The following is a 19,127-nucleotide window of genomic DNA, read 5'->3' as shown; positions in this document are numbered from 1 at the left end:
TTCTAGTCTGGAGTATGAAACATTTTGGATTGAAAAGGTCTATATAATATTGTCAAGTAGACAATTAAATTGGAATAAAAATAAATCTCTACGAATAATAGTAAAAAAGGTATGACCGATATGAGCGAATTCACACTTAAAACAAGACTGTTAGCTGCCCTTGAAGGCAAGCCCGTTGACAAAACACCTGTTTGTTCCGTGACCCAGACCGGAATTGTAGAACTCATGGACGAAGTCGGAGCCCCCTGGCCTGAATCTCACAGCAACCCTGAACTTATGGCAAAACTGTCACTCGCCAACTACGAGCTCAGCGGACTTGAAGCTGTAAGGGTTCCTTACTGCCTTACCGTCCTTGTCGAAGCCATGGGCTGTGAGATCAACATGGGTACCAAGAACAGGCAGCCCTCTGTTACCGGTCACCCCTACCCCAAGAGCCTTGAAGGCGCAGCAGTCCCTGCAGACCTTCTGCAGAAAGGTAGAATTCCAACCGTGCTTGAAGCAATCAAGATCATCAGGGAAAAGGTCGGCCCGGATGTCCCAATCATCGGCGGTATGGAAGGCCCTATCACTGTAGCCTCTGACCTTTCAAGTGTAAAATCCTTCATGAAATGGTCCATTAAAAAACCTGAACTCTTTGAACAGGTTCTGGACCTTGCAACCGAAGCTTCAATTATCTATGCAAACGCAATGGTCGAAGCAGGTGCAGACATTATTGCCATTGCAGACCCTGTCGCTTCCCCTGACCTCATGAGCCCTGACTCCTTCAAGCAGTATCTCCAGCCAAGGCTGCAGAAGTTCTCTGCCGGTGTGAACTCGGTTACAGTCCTCCACGTCTGTGGAAACGTTAACTCTATTCTCGACTATATGGCAGACTGCGGCTTTGAAGGCCTCAGCGTTGAAGAAAAGATTGGCAGTGTAAAGAAAGCAAAGGAAGTCATCGGAACCAGAGTAAGGTTAATAGGAAACATCTCCAGTCCATTCACCTTGCTGCCCGGCCCTGTTGACAAGATCAAAACCGAATCCAAGCAGGCTCTTGCGGATGGCATTGATGTGCTCGCACCGGGCTGTGGAATTGCACCCATGACCCCACTCGAGAACATAAAAGCCATGGTTGCAGCAAGAAACGAATACTACGCCTGAAAAGGCATAAAATTTCTTTATTTTTTTTACGGGTAAATCCCGGAGCTCTAAAACAATTAGAACTTCGGGATGTTCTGCCCAGATTCATATTTTTTTACGTTGCCAAAAAGGGACCTCAGAGATGAGAATATCCGGATCCAGGCTCTTAACAAGCTATTAGTTCAGGAGACTCGATCCAGGAAAGTGGTTCAGCAAAACTCACCGGGAAAACTGGCCCACCATTAAACTTATTAAAAATTATTAAAAACAATAAATGCTGAAATAATTGGTTAAGTAAGTCTTAAACTTTTTTGAAGGAGGTTAAGATATGAGAATAGGAGTTGCAATTGACCTGGGAACCAGCGGCTTTAGGGCCCAGAAAATTGACCTGGACAACGGCGAGATTAAGAAAACCGTGATAACTCTCCGGAATCCCCTGCCGGGAGCAAACGTAATGGATCACCTTGACTTTGCAATCCATTATGGGCTTGACAAAGCCCACGGGCTCTCAGCCACAGCAGTAAAAAATATCCTTACGGCACTTGGAGTAAAACCCGAAGAGATGGAGAAGTTCTCAATCTGCGGAAACCCAATCCAGCTTTCTATATTCCAGGGAATTCCCATTGAAGACCTGGCATACGCAGGTGAACGTAAGAAACAGAAGTACCATATTGAAGAACAAAACAGAGACGCTCGGGTCATACCTCTGCCCGAAATCGATGGATTCGAAGAGTTTAAAAACTGTAAACTGTTTGTTCCCCCTGCCATAAAACACGAAGTTGGAGCCGATGCGCTTGCCCTTATAGAAAAGGCAGGCATGCTCGAGAGTGATGAGATTGCGATCGCTACGGACTACGGAACAAACGCCGAAATGGCCCTGAAATCAAACGGGATTATTTACACTGGATCGGCTGCTGCCGGACCGGCTCTAGAGGGTCAGGAAATCGAATACGGATCCATTGCATCCCCGCATACCATCAGCGATGTCGAATTTGAAGGGGAAAACCTGCGCTGTTACGTGCTCGACAGGGACATGAACACAGTCCAGGGAGATCTCGTAAACCCAAAGACAGGGGAAGTCGTGGAAAAAGGAGAGGTCACTGCAAAAGGCATTACAGGTACAGGAGTTATTGCCCTTATCGAAACCGGGATAAGGAACAAACTGATAGTTCTGCCAAAAATTAAGACTCCCGAGAGCATCATCCACCTCCAGGACGGGATCAAGTTTACAGAAAAAGACCTTGTAGCAGCCGGGAGAGCCATCGGAGCACTCCGTGCAGGCCACATTACCCTCTGTGTAGCTGCAGGCATAGAGATGGAAGACCTCAAGATAGCTCACATGTCAGGAGCTGCCGGGACTTACATGGATGCTGCAAAAGCCCACCAAGTAGGAATGATCCCTTATAACACTAATTATGTTTCCCAGATAGGAAACACCTCCCTGACCGTTGCCCGGGAAATTCTGCTTTCGGAAGACAGGCTCTGGGAACTTCAGGCAATTGCAAAGGAAATCCTGGGCACGCATGTGATGTTCGCAACTTCCGAAGCCTTTAAGGAAGCCTATTTGCTGGAACTTGCCTATTGGAATGAGGGCATGGCATTTAAGATGCTTCAGAAGTTCTTGAAAAAGAAAAAACTCCCTATGATCGGCGAGCCTTCGACTATCCTGAAAATCGACCGCCAGGTTGAAAGGGATATTCCTGTACTCGGAGAAGACGGGCTCGAAGTACTTGAAAAAGTCGGGACCTACCTTACCATGGTCATAGAAGACTGCGCAGGCTGCAAAAAATGTGTAAAGGTATGCCCCACCGGAGCTCTCAGGATGGAAGACAACGGGACTGTAAAAATAAGGACCGACCTCTGTGACGGGGCAAACTGCCAGCGCTGCCTGCATGCTTGCCCGGATGACAGGTTCAAATGGGAAAACCTGACTGTTGCAGGAATCTAACAAAAGAGTAATAAAGCTTATTGGAATAAAGAGAGTGGAGCCCGTGAACTTAAATTCGCGGATTTCCTGCTACATTTCCCGTGGTTAGAAGGTATCGAGTGAGTAAAGTGTAAATGTTTACCTTCAAAACTGAAGTTTTTTACTTGTTTGTACCCATGAAGTTTGTTCGGTTGTATTTAATTTGTCAACTACCCTACGCTAAAGAGGCGGTCCGACAATTCAATTTCAGGGCAGAAACATGCAAAAAATAAGGTATATAAAGCCTTTAAACTGAAAAAAAGGAATTTTGAATCTTACAGATAGTAATGTCGGACAGCCTGTAAAACAACAGAGTTTCCTGCCTGTTACATGTGACTTTGTATAATCTCTTTTAATTTTTGCATATATCACTATAAAAACCAGAATAAACCCAGAGGGAATAGACGCCAAAAAAGGATTTGAGAAACACAAAAAAGATTTTAATAACCCCCTATTGAGAGATAAAACAATATACTTTGAGAATAGAAAAGTTGACGCTTATATCTCCGGACCAGATGTCTGGGGAGTTTACACTTCATTATATAATGGCAAAAAATGAAGGGACTATAAGTAGAAAACGATAGAAAGTGGCAGAAAACGGAGGAAAAAAAAGTGGACGTCATTGTTGTTGGAGGTTTCCTGGGAAGCGGGAAAACAACCACCATTATCAATATGGGCAGATACCTGGCAGAAAAAGGAAAAAAAGTTGCCATCATTGTGAATGAGATCGGAGAAATAGGGATTGACGGGGACGTGATCAAGAGGTTCGGATTCGATACCAAAGAGATCACTGGAGGCTGCATCTGCTGCTCTCTGAAAGTTGGGCTGAGGACCACAATCACTCTCCTTGCAAAAGAATACAAACCCGATGTCCTGCTGATCGAACCCACAGGAATTGCTTTTCCACACATTATCAGAAACGAAGTAGAGCTTATGAATCTTGGAGAAGAGGTAAAAGTCGCTCCCCTTGTAACCCTGATTGACGGCAGTCGCTTCAAGTATCTAATGAAAGAGGTAAAAGAATTTGCCATGAGGCAGATTATAGATGCCGAGATTCTGGGAATAAACAAAGTGGATCTGATCGAACCCATCAGGATTCCCATTCTGGAAGCTTCAGTGCAGCAACTGAATCCAAAAGCCAGAGTGGTTCTGCTTTCGGGAAAGAATACCGGGGAAATATTTGAGAATTTCATGCAGATAGTTCTCCCTGATATCAAAGGAATTCTGGAAAAAGCTCAGGCAACCACCACAGAAGAAAAGTCCAGACCTCCCGAAGCTAAGGAAACCGAAGATTCCATCGAAGCCTCTGGAGTTGGCAGCTATGCTGCAGAGTTCGCAATTAAGGATGTAGAAAGCCTGAGCACGGAAACCACCAGGGAGCTTACTACTGAATTAATGAACACAATAAAAGAAAAGGTTCTCGAGCTAAACCCTGAATTTGTAGGGCATATCAAACTCTTCCTAGACAACGGACTGGAAACCGTAAAGCAGAGCGTTACTATCTATTATGAAGATCCCCAGGAAGAGATCATAAAATCAAAAGAAGGAGCTGTTCCGACATTAAAGATCCTCTCCGCAGTCTCAAATGTTGAGAAGGAAACTCTAAAAGATGCTGTGAACAACTCGGTACAGGAAACCTTTGAGAAAAGGGAAATAGACGTGCATAAAGCCAAACACGAACATGATCATGAACACGACCAGAAGCATGGACATCACGAACATGGACATGGACAAAAAATCGTGAATTGAAGGCAGGAAAAAATAAGAAGAAAAGAAAGGGCAAGTAAGGGAAAAACGTTCTTATTTCCCCTTTTTCAAAAATAGTTTCCCCAGAAGTTCCTGTTTAGCTGTGTAAATAATTACCAGAAATGTCTCTGGCCGACAGATGATAACGCCTTTTAAATGATTTTCTCTGAGTGGTCTATATAATACTGGGCAAGTTCATTCCCCCATTCCAGAGCACTGGGGGTAAAACTCATGATCTTCCTATGGTCGAATTCTCCATCTTTTCCAAAGAGCTTCAGCATCAGAAAAGAATCTGTAACCATAAAAGAAGATATCCTTAATTTTCCAGTATAGATGTAAAGTGAGACCTTATTTTTCAAGCAGGTATTATATTCATCCTCAAAATCATTTTTCAACCTATTATAGATTTTTTCTTCGAGAATAAGGTGCACTTCGGCCCCATCCTCTGCACATTTTGCCTGTATTGCAGGGCAGTCAGGACAGAAATAAGAGTAGAATGACTTGAGGGTTTTTGAGCTGTAAAGTCTGTCTTCAAGGTGTTTTGGAAATTCAAAGAGATGGTCCAGATCAGGCTCCTCCAGAGTACATTTTCCCAGCATGTCTATCTTCTGAATCAGATGCTTGGGAATTGGAGACCTGTCATGTTTAGACCAGTAATCCTTGTTTCCGTCAAAAACATCGAGAAGCGTATTAAGGGGAAGCATCTTTTCAACTATAACTTCTCCGATATCAGAGAGTTCATAGGCACTTCCCTTCTGCACGATGAGGTCCATGTCTTTCAATTTTTTTATCTGCGGCATTACCGCACATGCCTTTACATTAAGGGTGTCCTTGATCTCATCAATATGCATTGGCCCACTAGCTAACTGGACAAGGAGATTTTTTCTTTTTTCAGAGAAGAAGATCAAATCTATAAGAGTACTCATGTTTATCAGCTTCCAAGCATGAACATGTTATGTTAAAATTGAATAATCGTTTCCCGGAACTTTGCCCATAAACCCACCTCAATCCTCCGGGAAGGATAGCTTCAACATTTATCCAAGAGCATTACTGGATAATCTGGTACTTTACCAGATAAATTATAATTGATCCGTATAATAAAGCGTTTTAAAACTTTAGCTCTTGTAGCATCCTCCTCTGCATTAAAGGAGGGTAACCAACATATCTTCAATATGAAATTTCAATCTAAAAGTGGGGGGTCTCTTAGATTATAACAGTAATTATATTACAGATATAATATATGAATATAGCTTTATACGTAAATATAGATTTTGATCAGCATAACACAAACTACAGATATAGATTATATTTGCATTTTAATATTAAATATAACAACATTACTGATATTATATATAAAGTATCATAATAAGTAAAGAATCAAAAAATATAAAACCAACATCAGATATATTCTTCTGTTTTCACAATACTGAAAAACAAAATGTCTGTTATTCACCGAATAATATAAATGTAATGGACTCAAAAGGACAGTTCAGAATGTCAGTTGGCACCTGTGGTATATCAGCCTGTATCTTCGAGATCATTACCTTCAAATTTTTAATGCCTTTGTTTTTTGCACCCCATCACAAATTCAAGTAGTCTCTGTTTTTCAATAAGAAGGAATTTTCCATATTCCGAATAAAAAGCTCAAGTTTGCAAAAAGTCTGTGAGTGCAAACTATAAAGAAGCAACAAATTTTCCCGGACCTTAAAATAAGAAGCCAAATAAAAATCAGGTCCATCCAAAATATAAGGAAATCTATATTTCGTAGGGATATAAAAAACTGCTTATGGATCAAAAAACATTGTCGGTTAAGCTATATACATTTAAGTCAATTTGTCTTTAGTGACCTAAACCTGAAAAGAAAGAATAACCTGACTAAATTCAGGCGAAATTTCGGTCTGTACCGCAGCCGGAAGATTCTGATTTTCAGGGGAATGGCCATCTTGTGAATTAAGGAGTATAATTAGTGGATTTAGGGAATTGACGGGCTGTGGAACCCGTTAAGGATCTAAGTAAAAAAGATGGAGATCCGGAAGAGCAGAAAGAAAACTGTCCATCTGGGTACTTCACTAAAAAAGGAGATTTTCAATGGCAAAAGAAGACATTCTGAACGCTTTAATGGATGCTGTGGTTGAAGGCGACGACGAAATTGCAGAAGAATTTGCGCAAAAAGCCCTTGATGAAGACCTCGACGCATACGAAGCAATCGTTGACGGCCTTGCAAAAGGAATGAAGATTATCAGTGATATGTACGAAAAGGGAGAAGCCTTTGTCCCCAGCCTTCTGCTTGCAGCAGATGCAATGTATGCCGGAATGGACATCCTTACCCCTTACATTAAACTAGACGGAACCTCAGTTCCCAGAAATGTCATCATTGGTACCGTTGAAGGAGATGTACACGATATTGGCAAGAACCTTGTCAAAACCATGATGACTGCAGCCGGTTATAACATGATCGACCTTGGCTGTGATGTGCCTCTTGATAAATTCGTAGAAACCGCAAAGGAGAAGAAGGCAACTGCAATCTCAATGAGCACTCTGATGACCACCACCATGGGCGGTATGGAAACCGTTATTGAACAGCTTCAGGAAGAAGGCATCAGAGACTCCATGATTGTTATGGTCGGTGGAGCGCCTATTTCCAAAGACTTTGCAGACAGTATTGGTGCAGATGGCACAGCCGGTGATGCAAGCATAGCAGTCGAGACTCTTACTTCCCTTGTGAGTGAGCTTCCTGCCGATTTATGGAGCGATTCCTCTATTGCAGCAAGCAAGATGAAGTACAAAGAATCCCTTGCACAGAAAGGCGGAAAGGAAAAGATCGATGTCGGCCTCATAACCGCTGAGAAAATCAAAGCCGAATTCGACTCCGTGGTCCCGAAGTTCAAGGAAACCATGACCAAAGCAGAGAGGTTTGGCTCTGCCTTCCAGGACAAGAAAGTCGACCGGCTCCCTGTAGCACCTCTCGCCTGCGGTGTTTCCAGAAAGTTCGTGCCCTGCGCTTACAAAGACTACTCGACAAGTGCAGAGAAGTATGCAGACTGCGTCGAAGCAGGAATCAAGTACTTCAATATGGACACCTTCGTCGGCCTGACCGACCTTTGTGTTGATGCAGCAGATTTCGGTACAACTGTAAGATATCCTGAAGAAGACACCCCCGCAGCAATCGGCCACATAGAAGACTACGAAAAAATGGAAGTTCCCGACCTTAAGGAAGGTACACGTGCCTACAACCTTATCCAGGGCAACAAGCTTGCTACAGAGAAGGCACACGCCCTCAATGCACCCATGACCGCTCTGATCGAAGGTCCAATGGTAGCCCTGACCCAGATTATGGGAGCAACCCGTGTCCTTTCCGACCTCAGGACCAACCCTGATGTCGTCCTCAAAGCCCTTGACAAGACCACAACCTATGTAGAAGAAATAATGAAGGGCATGTTCGAAGAAGCCCAGCCCGATAACCTCTGTATGGTGAACCTCTGGACCAACAATGTAATCCTCAGCGCTGACGAATACATGAAATCCGAAGGTCAGATCATGCAAAACAGGATTGCTCCACTTTACAAGCAGTACAACAAGCCAGTCGTTATCCACAACTGTGCAGACGCCCCGCACTGGGACCTCATCAGCAAGTGGAACACGGAGTACTACAGCTACACCTACTATCCTGACGAGGCCAATAAGGGATCCAAGGACCACAAGTACCTTATCAACACCCACGGAAAAGAAACCATGTTCGGTGGAGAGGTCAGCCCAATATTGTTCCTTGACAACAGCCCTGAAGGTATCAGTAAGATGAAGGCAGATACCATGGCTCTCCAGGAAAGCGTCCTGAACACTCTCAAAGAGAACGGTATGCAGTCCAAGTACATGATTTCAACTGGTTGTGAAGTGCCACCAGGCGCACCCTGTGACACCATCACTGCCCAGACATATACCGTGGCAGAGAAGGGACCCGAACTCTACAAGAAAATCATCGGCTAAACCCATTGAATTTCCTGAGAAATAAATTAAGCCTGGATTGCCAGGTACGGGATGGGATTCAGACCCATCCTCCCTTTATTAATCACAATAAAACATGGGCTATCACTATTTTCTGCACCCTTTGCCTCAAAAAGTGCAAGCGAACTAAAAACGATAAAAAAGGCATTGGGAGGAAGAAAAACATAGAAAAACAAGAATAAAAACGGGAATAAAAAAACGGGAATAAAAACGGGAATAAAAACGGGAATAAAAACGGGAATAAAAAAACGAGAATAAAAAAAACGGGAATAAAAAAAACGGGAATAAAAACGGGAATAAAAACGGGAATAAAAACGGGAATAAAAAAACGAGAATAAAACGAGAATAAAAACGGGAATAAAAAAAGAGAATAAAAAACGAGAATAAAAACGAGAATAAAAAAACGGGAATAAAAAAACGGGAATAAAAAAACGGGAATAAAAAAACGGGAATAAAAAAACGGGAATAAAAAAACGGGAATAAAAACGGGAATAAAAACGAGAATAAAAAAACGGGAATAAAAAAACGGGAATAAAAGCGGGAATAAAAAAGAAAGTGTTTCCTGAACCCTTTACCTCAAAAGTGCAAGCGAACTAAAAACGATAGGAAAAACATGTGAAGGAAGGAAAACGAGAATAAAAACGAATACAAACACATTTGGGCCGAAAAACGGAATATTTCCCGCAGAAAATAGTAGTGAACCTTTTCAAATACTCCTGTTAAAAGAGGTGAAACTGGATGAGACCTCAGAAAATACCCACTCCTGAGAATGAAACGTTTTATTCGAGTCCTTTACACCCTGCAATCTACAAGCTGGAGCTGAACCATTCATCTCAGAAGTTCCTCTTCCGTTACTCAGTTATTGAAACAAGTCCTCAAAAATATGAATCAGACTTATCCCCCGGATCGTTAGAATATACAGATATATATACGGGTTTTGGATCTTGCGATATGCTCACAGAAAGAGGGTATATAGATACATACACGGATTCCAGATGTTCCAATATTCCCACAGAAATAAATTTTACAATGGAAAGTCCTGAGACCAACCTTGAATGCACAGAAAAGCTCTCCGAATCATCAGACATTCAGTATAAGTTAAATAAAGAATAATCCGGTAAAAGTTTCAATTTTAAATAAAAAAACGGTAAAACCTCTAAGAATCCAATCAAAAAACGGCAAACACCCAAAAAAACCAATCAAAAAACGGCAAAACCTCCAAAAAAACAAATCAAAAAACGACAAAACCTCCAAAAAAGCCAATCAAAAAACGACAAAACCTCCAAAAAAGCCAATCAAAAAACGACAAAACCTCCAAAAAAGCCAATCAAAAAACGACAAAACCTCCAAAAAAGCCAATCAAAAAACGACAAAACCTCCAAAAAAGCCAATCAAAAAACGGCAAAACCTCCAAATTCCCTTATTTTTAGATATATCAAAACCCCAGATAAAAAAGCCCGAAAGAGAGCAGAGATTCGGATGAAATTTTGGCTAAAAGAAGAATATCAGCCAAAAATAAGACTTCCAGCAGGGAATAAAGAGCAGGAACAGCAGCAAATGAGGTACGGACATGGCAAGCGAGCTAAAAACACAGGGCAACATGAGCCCGGAAAGCCAGGACGGAATGGCAAAACTGGCCCGGACGATAAGGGACAAGATTCTCATCGACGAGCCGGTAAAAGAAGAAAGGCTTATCGACCAGCTTGAAAGGGCAGCCATAGAGATTGACGAGCTGTTGGGCTCATCCCTTGGGCCAAAGGGGATGAACAAAATAATAGTAAACCCTGTGGGGGATATTTTCGTTACGAACGACGGGAAAGTCATCTTAAAGGAAATGGATGTACTTCACCCGATCGTAACGTCCCTTAAAAAGCTTGCCGAATCAATAGATAAAGCCTGCGGAGACGGCACAAAAACGGCTGTGATTTTTGCAAGCAACCTGATTAAAAACGCGGTAAGACTTATCAGGGCAGGGGTTCATCCGACAATCATTATAGAAGGATACGAACTTGCCATGCAAAAAGCGTATGAGATGCTGCAGTACAGCATAAAGCAGGCCTCAGAAGAGGATATACGCACAACAATAATGTGCTCGGCAACGGGAAAAGGAATTGAAAGGCAGCAGGCAGAAGCTGTTACGGACATCGTACTTCAAGTAATAAAGCACCTGAGCGAAAAGCAGGCAGGAAGACTCGACCTGAACAGGAACATCAAAATCCTAAAAAAAGAAAGGTGGGTCGGAAATCGTTGCAATAGAAGGCCTGATTCTTGATGAAAACCCGGCAAGAGAAGATATGCTGAAAAGTTTTCAGGACCCTGCAGTCCTTATCATAAATTATGACCTCAAGAGAAAAAGCGGATACCTAAATCCCCAGCATAACCTCAAAATGGATTCTGTACAGACTTCCTTACTTTTTGAGGAGAAAAAAAAGCAGATGTGCGGGGAAATTGCCCGAAAGATCATTGATTCGGGTGCAAATGTCCTCTTCTGTGAAGGAGATATAGACCCTTATATAGAAACCCTGCTCCGGGACAATGGGATCCTGGCTTTCAAGAAGCTGAAGATGAAAGACCTTGAGAAGCTTGCAGAAGCAACAGGTACAACCCTGAAAGTCTTTCAGGATGAGATTCACCCCCGTGACCTTGGAAAAGCAGACAGCATAAAGCTTGAAAAGAAAAACGGGGAAAACTTTGTTTTCATCACCGTGAAAGAGAAAGCAATAGCCACCATCCTGATATGGGAACCTGTTAAATACGGGCTTGACAAGGTAGAAGAAGCGATAGACGATGCCCTGAATAATGCGGCATTCCTTATGAAAAATAGGGAAATCGTGAATGGAGGAGGGGCAATAGAGTTTGAACTGGCACATATGGTCAGGCTGTTTGCAGCAACACAGACCGGAAAGAAGCAACTTGCAGTTCAGGCGTATGCAGAAGCCCTCGAAAAGATCCCCACGATTCTTGCCAGAAATATGGGAATGAATGCAATTGATGCAGTGGCGCAGATGAGGAATTCATATTCAAGAGGAATAGAAGCCAGGATAGACCTCTCACGAAAGGTAACTGATAAGGGGCCGGAAGTCTACGATTCGGCAACTGTTAAAAAACTTGCCATAATAGCAGGCACGGAGACGGCAAAAAACGTGCTCAGGATTGATGAGATAGTCCCGAAGAGATAAGCCAAAAATGCAAGCATAAATCTGGAACAAGGGAGACCGGATAAAACCAAAAATATAACGCTGATAACAATGCTACTCCCTCTCCGTGAGCATTGTTGTCATATCCTCTGAAAAGTGAACTACCACCAGCTAAAGTTAGACCTGTAATACTCTTTCTGGAAAGGCACGGATTTGCCATTTAAAAGTGCCTTTCCGGGAAGGAGCCTGTGTCCAGAAAAATATTGTAAAGGCGATATTGTAAAGGTGATATGCTCCGGTTTTGCCATTTACCGGACGATTGCCAGACGGAAAAACGTCCCGGTACTCTAACCTTTAATCCCCTCACAAAAAGAGTATCAGAACACAGGTAAAAGGTACTTTTTAGATCCTGTTGCCATTTGAAGGGTCTAAAAAGAAGGCTGGGCTCCAATCAGGGATCTGTACGCCCCTTTACTGCTGAAGCCCTCCAGGCAGGAAAGGGAGCAGTACTCCTGCTTTGATCAATACGTCAGGCAGGACAATAATACTGCCAGATAATAATATTGCAGGCAGTACAGACACTATTCCAGTGATAATGTTCAATCTTTAATTGAAGTCATGGGGAAGGTGGAAAAGCCATGAAGTGTATGATAATAGGCGGCTTCCTCGGAAGCGGCAAGACTACTACAATAAGAAAACTGATCGAATACCTTGGAGCACAGGGGCAAAGAATAGCAATTATTGTCAACGAGATAGGAGAAATAGGGATAGACGGGGACACCATCTCGGATGGGGGAGTGGAAACCAGAGAAATTACAAACGGATGCGTTTGCTGCACCCTCAGGATCAGTATGGAGTACACCATAAAAAACCTAATAGCTTCCTACCGTCCGGATACTATTATTATAGAGCCTACAGGGATAGCCTTTCCAAGACAGATTAAAAGTAATATAGAAAGCATGGGTATCCCGGAGATGAGATTCACTCCTATAGTAAATCTCGTGGACCCCTGCCGCCTGGGCTCGGATGAAGGAGATCTGCAGAATTTTGTGAAAAATCAGATCGAAGATGCCGAGGTTCTGGGCATCAACAAAGTTGACCTCATAGGGCAGGAAAAACTTCTGGAGACCTGCCTGCTTCTCCGCAAAGTGAACCCAAAAGCGCGGATAGTTCATTTCTCAGCCAGACAGGGAGGAGAAGCCCTGGATAAACTATTCAGTCTGATTGGGAGAAACAGCCAGAATAAAACAATTAATGAAGCAAGAAACTCAGTTGAAATGTCTGGAGTTTCAGCTTATTCAACAGAGTTCGAGATTATTTCACAGGAAATACCTCTTGAAACATCGGTTTCTGTTTCCGGGCAGATCCTGGACGGCATAAGAAATAGAGTAACGGAACTGAACCCTGAATTTACAGGACATATCAAACTTTCCTTTACACACAAAGAGGATTTTGTAAAGGGAAGTGTGACTTCAGCATATGAAAAACCCGAAATTGAAATCCTAAAAAAAGAGAGCAATTCCCGATCAAGGATTAAGATACTCTCTGCGGTAACATCCGTATCCAGGGAAGAACTTATCAAAACTGTAGACACGACGGTAACTGGACAGCTGGAAAACAGACAAATTTCATATATAAAGGTGGAAAAAAACGACAACGTCTCCCGCCAGAGCACAATAGGTCCCTTTCAACAGAAGTACTTTTGAAGGAAATATGTTTCCGGTTTAGGAAAGCCGTGACCGGACATACAAAAACTTTATATATGATAAAATTGTCCTCGCTCCTTGCCCAAAAGAGACCTGCATTAGAGAGGCAAAATGTTCGTTTAGCCGTCCAGAAAAACCCTGGCTTCAAAATGAATAGAAATTTCCCAAAAATATAAGGGAGTTTGCATAAGAAGAAATTAAAGACAGAGATGTAATAACTTATCAGGTAAAAGTTCACTCACATTTTAAAAAACGGCAGAAAAAAAGGCAAAAAATAGTATTTAGCCAGAATCAGGTACAATTTAAAAACCCGATCTTTGAAAATTTGGATTATATATTAGGAAGAATATATAATTCTAGGAAAACCGATGGAAATAATTTAGCATGTAGAACTTACTTGCGTGCTTTCAAAAAAATATCCCGATGCGCCTTATTTTGCCTTAATAAAGATTTCAAATAAAACAAGTCCACTTGACAACTTCTAAATCTCAATTGAAAGCCTGTGTATCTTCACGATCCACAAAAAAAGATCTCCTTGAAAAGAAGATAATTGCCCTATAAATTTTGAGGCAATTGATTAAATCAATGGGGACAAAAAAACAATCCTTTTTTATAAAATCATTTGCGTAAAAAAATAGGGTAAGAATTATAAAATTATAGCTGCGCAAAAATTAGCATGGATGAGGGTATATGCGAGAAAATCCAACTTTCATCTGCAAGTGAATTCCCGAATAATAAGGGAGTATACCTTTCATAAGTTGACTGGGAAGAAAAGGTCTACTGGCACCTGAAAATATAAACTGAAAAACAGGAAACTCAACAATATTTTCAAAAGGAGCCTAAAAAACAGAAAAATAGACTGTAATTCAGCACTTTTGTGTAACCAGTATACCAAAAGGTTATCCTACCCTCACAATGGAAAGAATTCGGCCTGGAGGTTTTCGAATTCATTTACATTGTTTCAGAAAGTATTTCGGAAGAAATACCTGAAAATTCAGGGAGATGCAACTTGCAGGATCAAGGATCTGAGCAATCCGAGATCGCTTCATTATAAAATGGAGGTTAAAATATGTTGGATTTGAAACTGGAAGACATCGATGGCATATTAGTACGCTACAACGTCGCCCTCGAAAAGGAAATGACTCCTGACGAAGCGGCAGAAGAGCTTTACCCGAAGGATGAACTCATCTACCCGATTGCAAAATCAATCTACGAAGGAGAAGAAGACGACGTAGTTGACGGCCTCAAAGCCGCAATCGCTGCAGGCAAAAAGCCAATCGACCTTATCAATGATGCTCTGATGGTAGGCATGGGTGTTGTATCCAAGCTCTACGACGATGGTATCATTTTCCTCCCTAATGTTATGATGTCTGCTGACGCAATGCTGAATGGTATTGAATTCTGCAAATCCCAGACCACCGATGTACCCGAACCCAAGGGCACTGTTGTCTGCCATGTTGCAGAAGGTGACGTGCACGACATCGGAAAGAACATTGTTGCTGCCCTTCTGAGAGCAGCCGGCTATGATGTAACTGACCTGGGCAGAGATGTCCCTGTTGACGAAGTCATTGAGGCTGTTGTAAAAGATAAACCAATTATGCTTACAGGTACTGCTCTCATGACAACCACCATGTATGCATTCAAGGAAATCAATGACAAGCTCCTTGAAAAGGGATTAAAACTGCCCTTTGCATGTGGTGGCGGTGCTGTAAACCAGGACTTCGTTGCACAGTATGACCTCGGAGTTTATGGTGAAGAAGCTTCAGACGCAGTAAAGATTGCTGATGCAATCCTTGCCAGTGGGAACGACATAGAGAAGTTAAGAGCAGAATTCCACAAGCACTAACGGAGGGAGCAAAATGGTAAAAAAATACACTTCAATGGCTTACGCTAAAGCAGATGACATGCTTTTCGGAAACGCAAAGTTCCCGGTAAAGGCAGGCCTTGGCCTTGAGATCGGTGCTGGATTCACAACCCCTGAAATTAACTACGCCCCAAGACCTCAGGCAGGCAAGTCAAAAGACAAACTCATTAAGGAATATGAAAGGATTACCACCGATGTAATGGCAAGAATGGTCCAGATCGGTGCTCCTTCCATAGTACTCGAAACCGAACACGTCGAACAGATGTCCAACAACCCCGAATGGGGAGGTGCTGTTGCACATGCCCAGAAGACCATCATGGAAGAATACCACGATGAATACGGCATAAAGTGCGCACTCCGCCACACAATCGGTGACATCCGCGAAGACCGTGACTACCTCCAGCTCAGAGGAGACAAGTACTCAGTTTTCCTCGAAGCCTTTGAAGAGTGTGCCAAGAACGGCGCTGACCTGCTTTCCGTAGAGAGCATGGGTGGTAAGGAAGTATTCGACTACTCCATTCTCAGAAACGACACTGCAGGTATCCTCTTCGGTATCGGTGTACTCGGCTCCATGGACATGGAAATGATCTGGACCGACATTGCAAAGATTACCAAGAAAACAGGTACTGTTGCAGCCGGTGACACAGACTGTGCCCAGGCAAACACTGCAATGTTCATCGCAGGCGGTCTGCTTGACAAGAACCTTGCCCACACAACTGCAATCGTTGCAAGAGCAATCTCTGCAGGAAGGACCCTCTGTGGATTTGAAGCAGGTGCAACTGGCCCTGGAAAGGACTGCGGATACGAAAACACCATCATCAAATCCATCTCTGGTGTGCCAATTGCTCAGGAAGGTAAGTCCTCAACCTGTGCCCACTCTGACCTGATGGGTAACGTGACCATGCAGTGCTGTGACCTCTGGTCCAACGAATCCGTTGAATACCACGGTGAATTCGGTGGTACCACTGTTCAGTGCTGGTCCGAGTCCCTTGCATACGACTGTGCAATGATGAACACCTCTCTGAAACTCGGAAAGGGGAAGGACCTCAGGGACATCCTCGCACTCTCTGACAAATACAGAGACCCACAGGGATATGTTGTCTCCTATGAAAATGCCTACAAGGTAGGACAGGCAATTGCAAAGGACGGAAACAACAACTATCTCCGTGCCAAGAATGCTGCAATTGAGAGCTGCAACATTGTAGAAGAAGGCATCAACTCCGGCAAGCTCAGACTTACAAGGTTCGAAACCAATGCTCTTGCAAAGGTTAAAGCTGACCTTGTGGCTCTTACCGATGATGCTGACAAGTTCATGAGTGAAAGCCTGACAAAATACAAACAGGAAGTTGGAGTTTTCAGACTTGAAAACTACGGGCTCTAAGCCCTAAACTTCTTTTTTTAATTTTTTTAAAACGGCTTCAGGGGAATAATCATGAGCGAAAACGTAGGAACTTCTACCATAATAGTCGACAAAACTGCAAATGCTGCTCCTCTTGGCTTTACCGGCCTAGGCCTCGCTGCAGTTCTGTTGAGTCTGAGCTACATAGGCGTATACCCTATGGAGTCAATGATTGTCTCCATGGCAATATTCCTGGGAGGATTTGCCCAGGTGTTTGCAGGAATCATGTGCTGGAAGAAAGGAGATATTTTTGCAGGAACTGCATTTTCAGCATTTGGCCTTTTCTGGTTCTCACTAGCCGGACTGATTATAATGCCTGCAATAGGCTGGGCTGAAGCCTCTTCTGGAATCGCTATGGCCGCATATCTTTCTGTCTGGGGTATGTACACCTTTGTTATGTTAATCATTACAATGAAGATAGGAGTCAGAGCCCTTCAGTTTGTATTTGCAACATTATTTATATTATTTATGCTGCTGGCCGTTGTAAACGCAACCGGAAGTACCGGGCTGCTTGTAGTGGCTGGATATGTCGGACTTATTATGGGTCTTGGATCTCTGTATACGGCTCTTGCCATGGTAATGAATGAAATTCATGGAAAGACAGTTGCTCCACTCTGAAGATAAAGTAATGACAGCATTACACCCTCAGTAAAAAGAAAAACGGAATTAAAAAACGGAATTAAAAACGGAATACGAGAGAAACCTACACCAACCTCGACGACCTACAAAACCCGTAAAAACGGCAGGGCAAAAACAAGACAGAAAGCCCGAAAAAAGTGTCAACCCTTGAAAACACAGGATATAAACCTGTGTTTTCAATATCTTCACCCTCTCCAAGATCTATGATCTTAGTGGCTGAAAATGCTGCGTTGTGTACCACATAAGGGAAAACGTAGGCGTTCGAGGTCCTACTAAATTTTAAAAAATAATTTCAATAAAAAAGTAACACTTTTCGACCCGGTCAAATAGGCCCGCTTTATAAGAAGAATTAAAAAAATCATTAACGGTGGGTTTCGGATGAAAGCGGACAACAATTTGAATAAAACCCGGAACATATCATATACAGGGCTATTTTTTAGTCTTGCATTAACTCTTTTTAAATTATTAGTAGGACTTTTAGGGCACAGCACAGCACTCATTGCAGATGCAGTCCGGTCCTTTTCAGAGTTAATAGGCGAATCCGCAAAGATTCTTGACCTTTTTATCTCTAGTAAACCAGAAGATTGGAGCCATAACTACGGGTATGGAAAAATTGAGACCCTCTTTAAGGGAGCAGGAGCATGTGTGCTCCTTTTTGCCGGGGTACAGTCATTTGCTCTAGCCTCAGGAGAGCTACTTATGTTTATACAGGGAAGAGAGACAGAAGCCCCTGAAATATTTACACTCTCTGCAGCTGTTTTTACTCTTCTATCAAAAGAAATTGTTCCTTTTATTAACAGGAGAGCCAAGAAGCAAACTGGGGTGATTCCATTCGAAATTAACTCCTATACCAGAAATGCCCATATTAGAAGTTTATTTTTTTCCAGTTTTGTTATCCTGGGCATAGGATGTACGTTTCTCCCCGGAAAAAACTGGGCTATAGCTGATTCTGTTATTGCAGTTCTTTTAAGCCTTTACATTCTCGGAACTTCGGGCAAACTCCTCTATGGTGCTACCAACGAGCTCATAGAAGCTTCCCTTGATGAAGAAAATAATAGGAAGATTGGAGAGATAATAAACAGAACCGAAGGAGTACTGGGTTCTAGCGAGCTTAAAACGCGGAAAATCGGAAATGGGATAGCAATCAATGCCTGTATTACTGTAAATAACTCTCTGAACATTCAGGAAGTTGCAGAGATTGCAGACCTGGTGGAAACGAGACTGAAAACAGCCTACGGGCAAGGGATATACACCCTTATAAAGGCAGAGCCCGCCCTTGAAAGAAATTGTTCATTCCAGAAAAATATAAGAATCTCTGAGGAAGGGAGAAATAAGATAGTAGTATAAACGAGCGATGGCAAAGCAGCCAATCAAAAAAGTGTAAATCCAAATCAGAAGAATCCGTTTGAATTTCACAGGTTTTATGAAGCTCTCATTTGTCACCCAGGTTTCATCAGATATCCATTTAGTTACTACATGTTTAACAACTATTCATACTTTAATTACATAACAGGCTTCAACCAGTAAAGGAATCTAAACATAAGCCAGA

13 protein-coding genes are annotated in these 19,127 nt (G+C 42.6%); 12 read left to right on the top strand and 1 reads right to left on the bottom strand.

Going from position 1 to position 19,127, the window contains the following annotated elements:
• Positions 1-120: 120 nt before the first annotated feature.
• The 3 genes from mtaA (at position 121) to MSWHS_RS02895 (ending at position 4,834) form a co-directional block, all read left to right on the top strand.
• Complete coding sequence (gene mtaA / locus MSWHS_RS02905; RefSeq protein WP_197074055.1) at positions 121-1,140, top strand: methylcobamide:CoM methyltransferase MtaA; 1,020 nt, start codon at positions 121-123, stop codon at positions 1,138-1,140.
• Positions 1,141-1,447: 307 nt separating this feature from the next.
• Positions 1,448-3,067 (top strand): methylamine methyltransferase corrinoid protein reductive activase, encoded by a 1,620-nt coding sequence (locus MSWHS_RS02900; RefSeq protein WP_048158731.1) that lies wholly within the window; start codon positions 1,448-1,450, stop codon positions 3,065-3,067.
• 630 nt (positions 3,068-3,697) lie between these two features.
• Entirely contained in the window at positions 3,698-4,834 is a 1,137-nt protein-coding gene (locus MSWHS_RS02895; RefSeq protein ID WP_048125886.1) for a GTP-binding protein, read from the top strand.
• Between the two features lie 149 nt (positions 4,835-4,983).
• Here the strand turns inward: MSWHS_RS02895 and MSWHS_RS02890 are convergent, their stop codons facing one another.
• Positions 4,984-5,757 carry a winged helix-turn-helix domain-containing protein gene (locus MSWHS_RS02890; protein WP_048125883.1) on the bottom strand — a complete coding sequence of 258 codons (774 nt, stop codon included), beginning with the start codon at positions 5,755-5,757 and terminating at the stop codon, positions 4,984-4,986.
• A 1,162-nt stretch (positions 5,758-6,919) separates the two neighbouring features.
• On the opposite strand from MSWHS_RS02890, the gene MSWHS_RS02885 reads away from it, so the two are divergent.
• The 9 genes from MSWHS_RS02885 to MSWHS_RS02845 all read left to right on the top strand — a co-directional run bounded on the left by MSWHS_RS02885 (position 6,920) and on the right by MSWHS_RS02845 (position 18,925).
• Positions 6,920-8,815, top strand: coding sequence for a uroporphyrinogen decarboxylase family protein (locus tag MSWHS_RS02885; protein WP_048125881.1), 1,896 nt, complete (start codon positions 6,920-6,922; stop codon positions 8,813-8,815).
• 756 nt (positions 8,816-9,571) lie between these two features.
• On the top strand, positions 9,572-9,946 hold the full coding sequence (locus tag MSWHS_RS02880; protein ID WP_048125880.1) for a hypothetical protein: 375 nt from the start codon (positions 9,572-9,574) through the stop codon (positions 9,944-9,946).
• Between the two features lie 457 nt (positions 9,947-10,403).
• The gene (locus MSWHS_RS21900; protein WP_255353715.1) at positions 10,404-11,105 is read left to right on the top strand and encodes a TCP-1/cpn60 chaperonin family protein; all 702 of its coding nucleotides are present in this window, start codon (positions 10,404-10,406) and stop codon (positions 11,103-11,105) included.
• Between the two features lie 22 nt (positions 11,106-11,127).
• The gene (locus MSWHS_RS21895) at positions 11,128-12,012 is read left to right on the top strand and encodes a TCP-1/cpn60 chaperonin family protein (RefSeq protein WP_255353714.1); all 885 of its coding nucleotides are present in this window, start codon (positions 11,128-11,130) and stop codon (positions 12,010-12,012) included.
• 596 nt (positions 12,013-12,608) lie between these two features.
• Positions 12,609-13,676 (top strand): GTP-binding protein, encoded by a 1,068-nt coding sequence (locus MSWHS_RS02870; RefSeq protein WP_048158730.1) that lies wholly within the window; start codon positions 12,609-12,611, stop codon positions 13,674-13,676.
• 1,069 nt (positions 13,677-14,745) lie between these two features.
• Entirely contained in the window at positions 14,746-15,522 is a 777-nt protein-coding gene (gene mtaC, locus MSWHS_RS02860) for a methanol--corrinoid protein MtaC (RefSeq protein ID WP_048125873.1), read from the top strand.
• Positions 15,523-15,535: 13 nt separating this feature from the next.
• Positions 15,536-16,921 (top strand): methanol--corrinoid protein co-methyltransferase MtaB, encoded by a 1,386-nt coding sequence (gene mtaB / locus MSWHS_RS02855; RefSeq protein WP_048125871.1) that lies wholly within the window; start codon positions 15,536-15,538, stop codon positions 16,919-16,921.
• Positions 16,922-16,972: 51 nt separating this feature from the next.
• The gene (locus MSWHS_RS02850; protein ID WP_048125869.1) at positions 16,973-17,557 is read left to right on the top strand and encodes an acetate uptake transporter; all 585 of its coding nucleotides are present in this window, start codon (positions 16,973-16,975) and stop codon (positions 17,555-17,557) included.
• A 399-nt stretch (positions 17,558-17,956) separates the two neighbouring features.
• Positions 17,957-18,925 carry a cation diffusion facilitator family transporter gene (locus tag MSWHS_RS02845; RefSeq protein WP_048125866.1) on the top strand — a complete coding sequence of 323 codons (969 nt, stop codon included), beginning with the start codon at positions 17,957-17,959 and terminating at the stop codon, positions 18,923-18,925.
• Positions 18,926-19,127 lie beyond the last annotated feature (202 nt).

Source organism: Methanosarcina sp. WWM596 (assembly GCF_000969965.1).
GTDB lineage: Archaea > Halobacteriota > Methanosarcinia > Methanosarcinales > Methanosarcinaceae > Methanosarcina.
Note: the sequence above shows the minus strand (reverse complement) of the source record. Positions and strands in the feature narration are given on the sequence as shown.

What these genes read in the sequence shown, in the direction of transcription:
- mtaA (WP_197074055.1), top strand. Translation starts at nt 121, where the DNA reads ATGAGCGAATTCACACTTAAAACAAGACTGTTAGCTGCCCTTGAAGGC.
- MSWHS_RS02900 (WP_048158731.1), top strand. Translation starts at nt 1,448, where the DNA reads ATGAGAATAGGAGTTGCAATTGACCTGGGAACCAGCGGCTTTAGGGCC.
- MSWHS_RS02890 (WP_048125883.1), bottom strand. Translation starts at nt 5,757, where the DNA reads ATGAGTACTCTTATAGATTTGATCTTCTTCTCTGAAAAAAGAAAAAAT.
- MSWHS_RS02885 (WP_048125881.1), top strand. Translation starts at nt 6,920, where the DNA reads ATGGCAAAAGAAGACATTCTGAACGCTTTAATGGATGCTGTGGTTGAA.
- MSWHS_RS02880 (WP_048125880.1), top strand. Translation starts at nt 9,572, where the DNA reads ATGAGACCTCAGAAAATACCCACTCCTGAGAATGAAACGTTTTATTCG.
- MSWHS_RS21900 (WP_255353715.1), top strand. Translation starts at nt 10,404, where the DNA reads ATGGCAAGCGAGCTAAAAACACAGGGCAACATGAGCCCGGAAAGCCAG.
- MSWHS_RS21895 (WP_255353714.1), top strand. Translation starts at nt 11,128, where the DNA reads ATGCTGAAAAGTTTTCAGGACCCTGCAGTCCTTATCATAAATTATGAC.
- MSWHS_RS02870 (WP_048158730.1), top strand. Translation starts at nt 12,609, where the DNA reads ATGAAGTGTATGATAATAGGCGGCTTCCTCGGAAGCGGCAAGACTACT.
- mtaC (WP_048125873.1), top strand. Translation starts at nt 14,746, where the DNA reads ATGTTGGATTTGAAACTGGAAGACATCGATGGCATATTAGTACGCTAC.
- mtaB (WP_048125871.1), top strand. Translation starts at nt 15,536, where the DNA reads ATGGTAAAAAAATACACTTCAATGGCTTACGCTAAAGCAGATGACATG.
- MSWHS_RS02850 (WP_048125869.1), top strand. Translation starts at nt 16,973, where the DNA reads ATGAGCGAAAACGTAGGAACTTCTACCATAATAGTCGACAAAACTGCA.
- MSWHS_RS02845 (WP_048125866.1), top strand. Translation starts at nt 17,957, where the DNA reads ATGAAAGCGGACAACAATTTGAATAAAACCCGGAACATATCATATACA.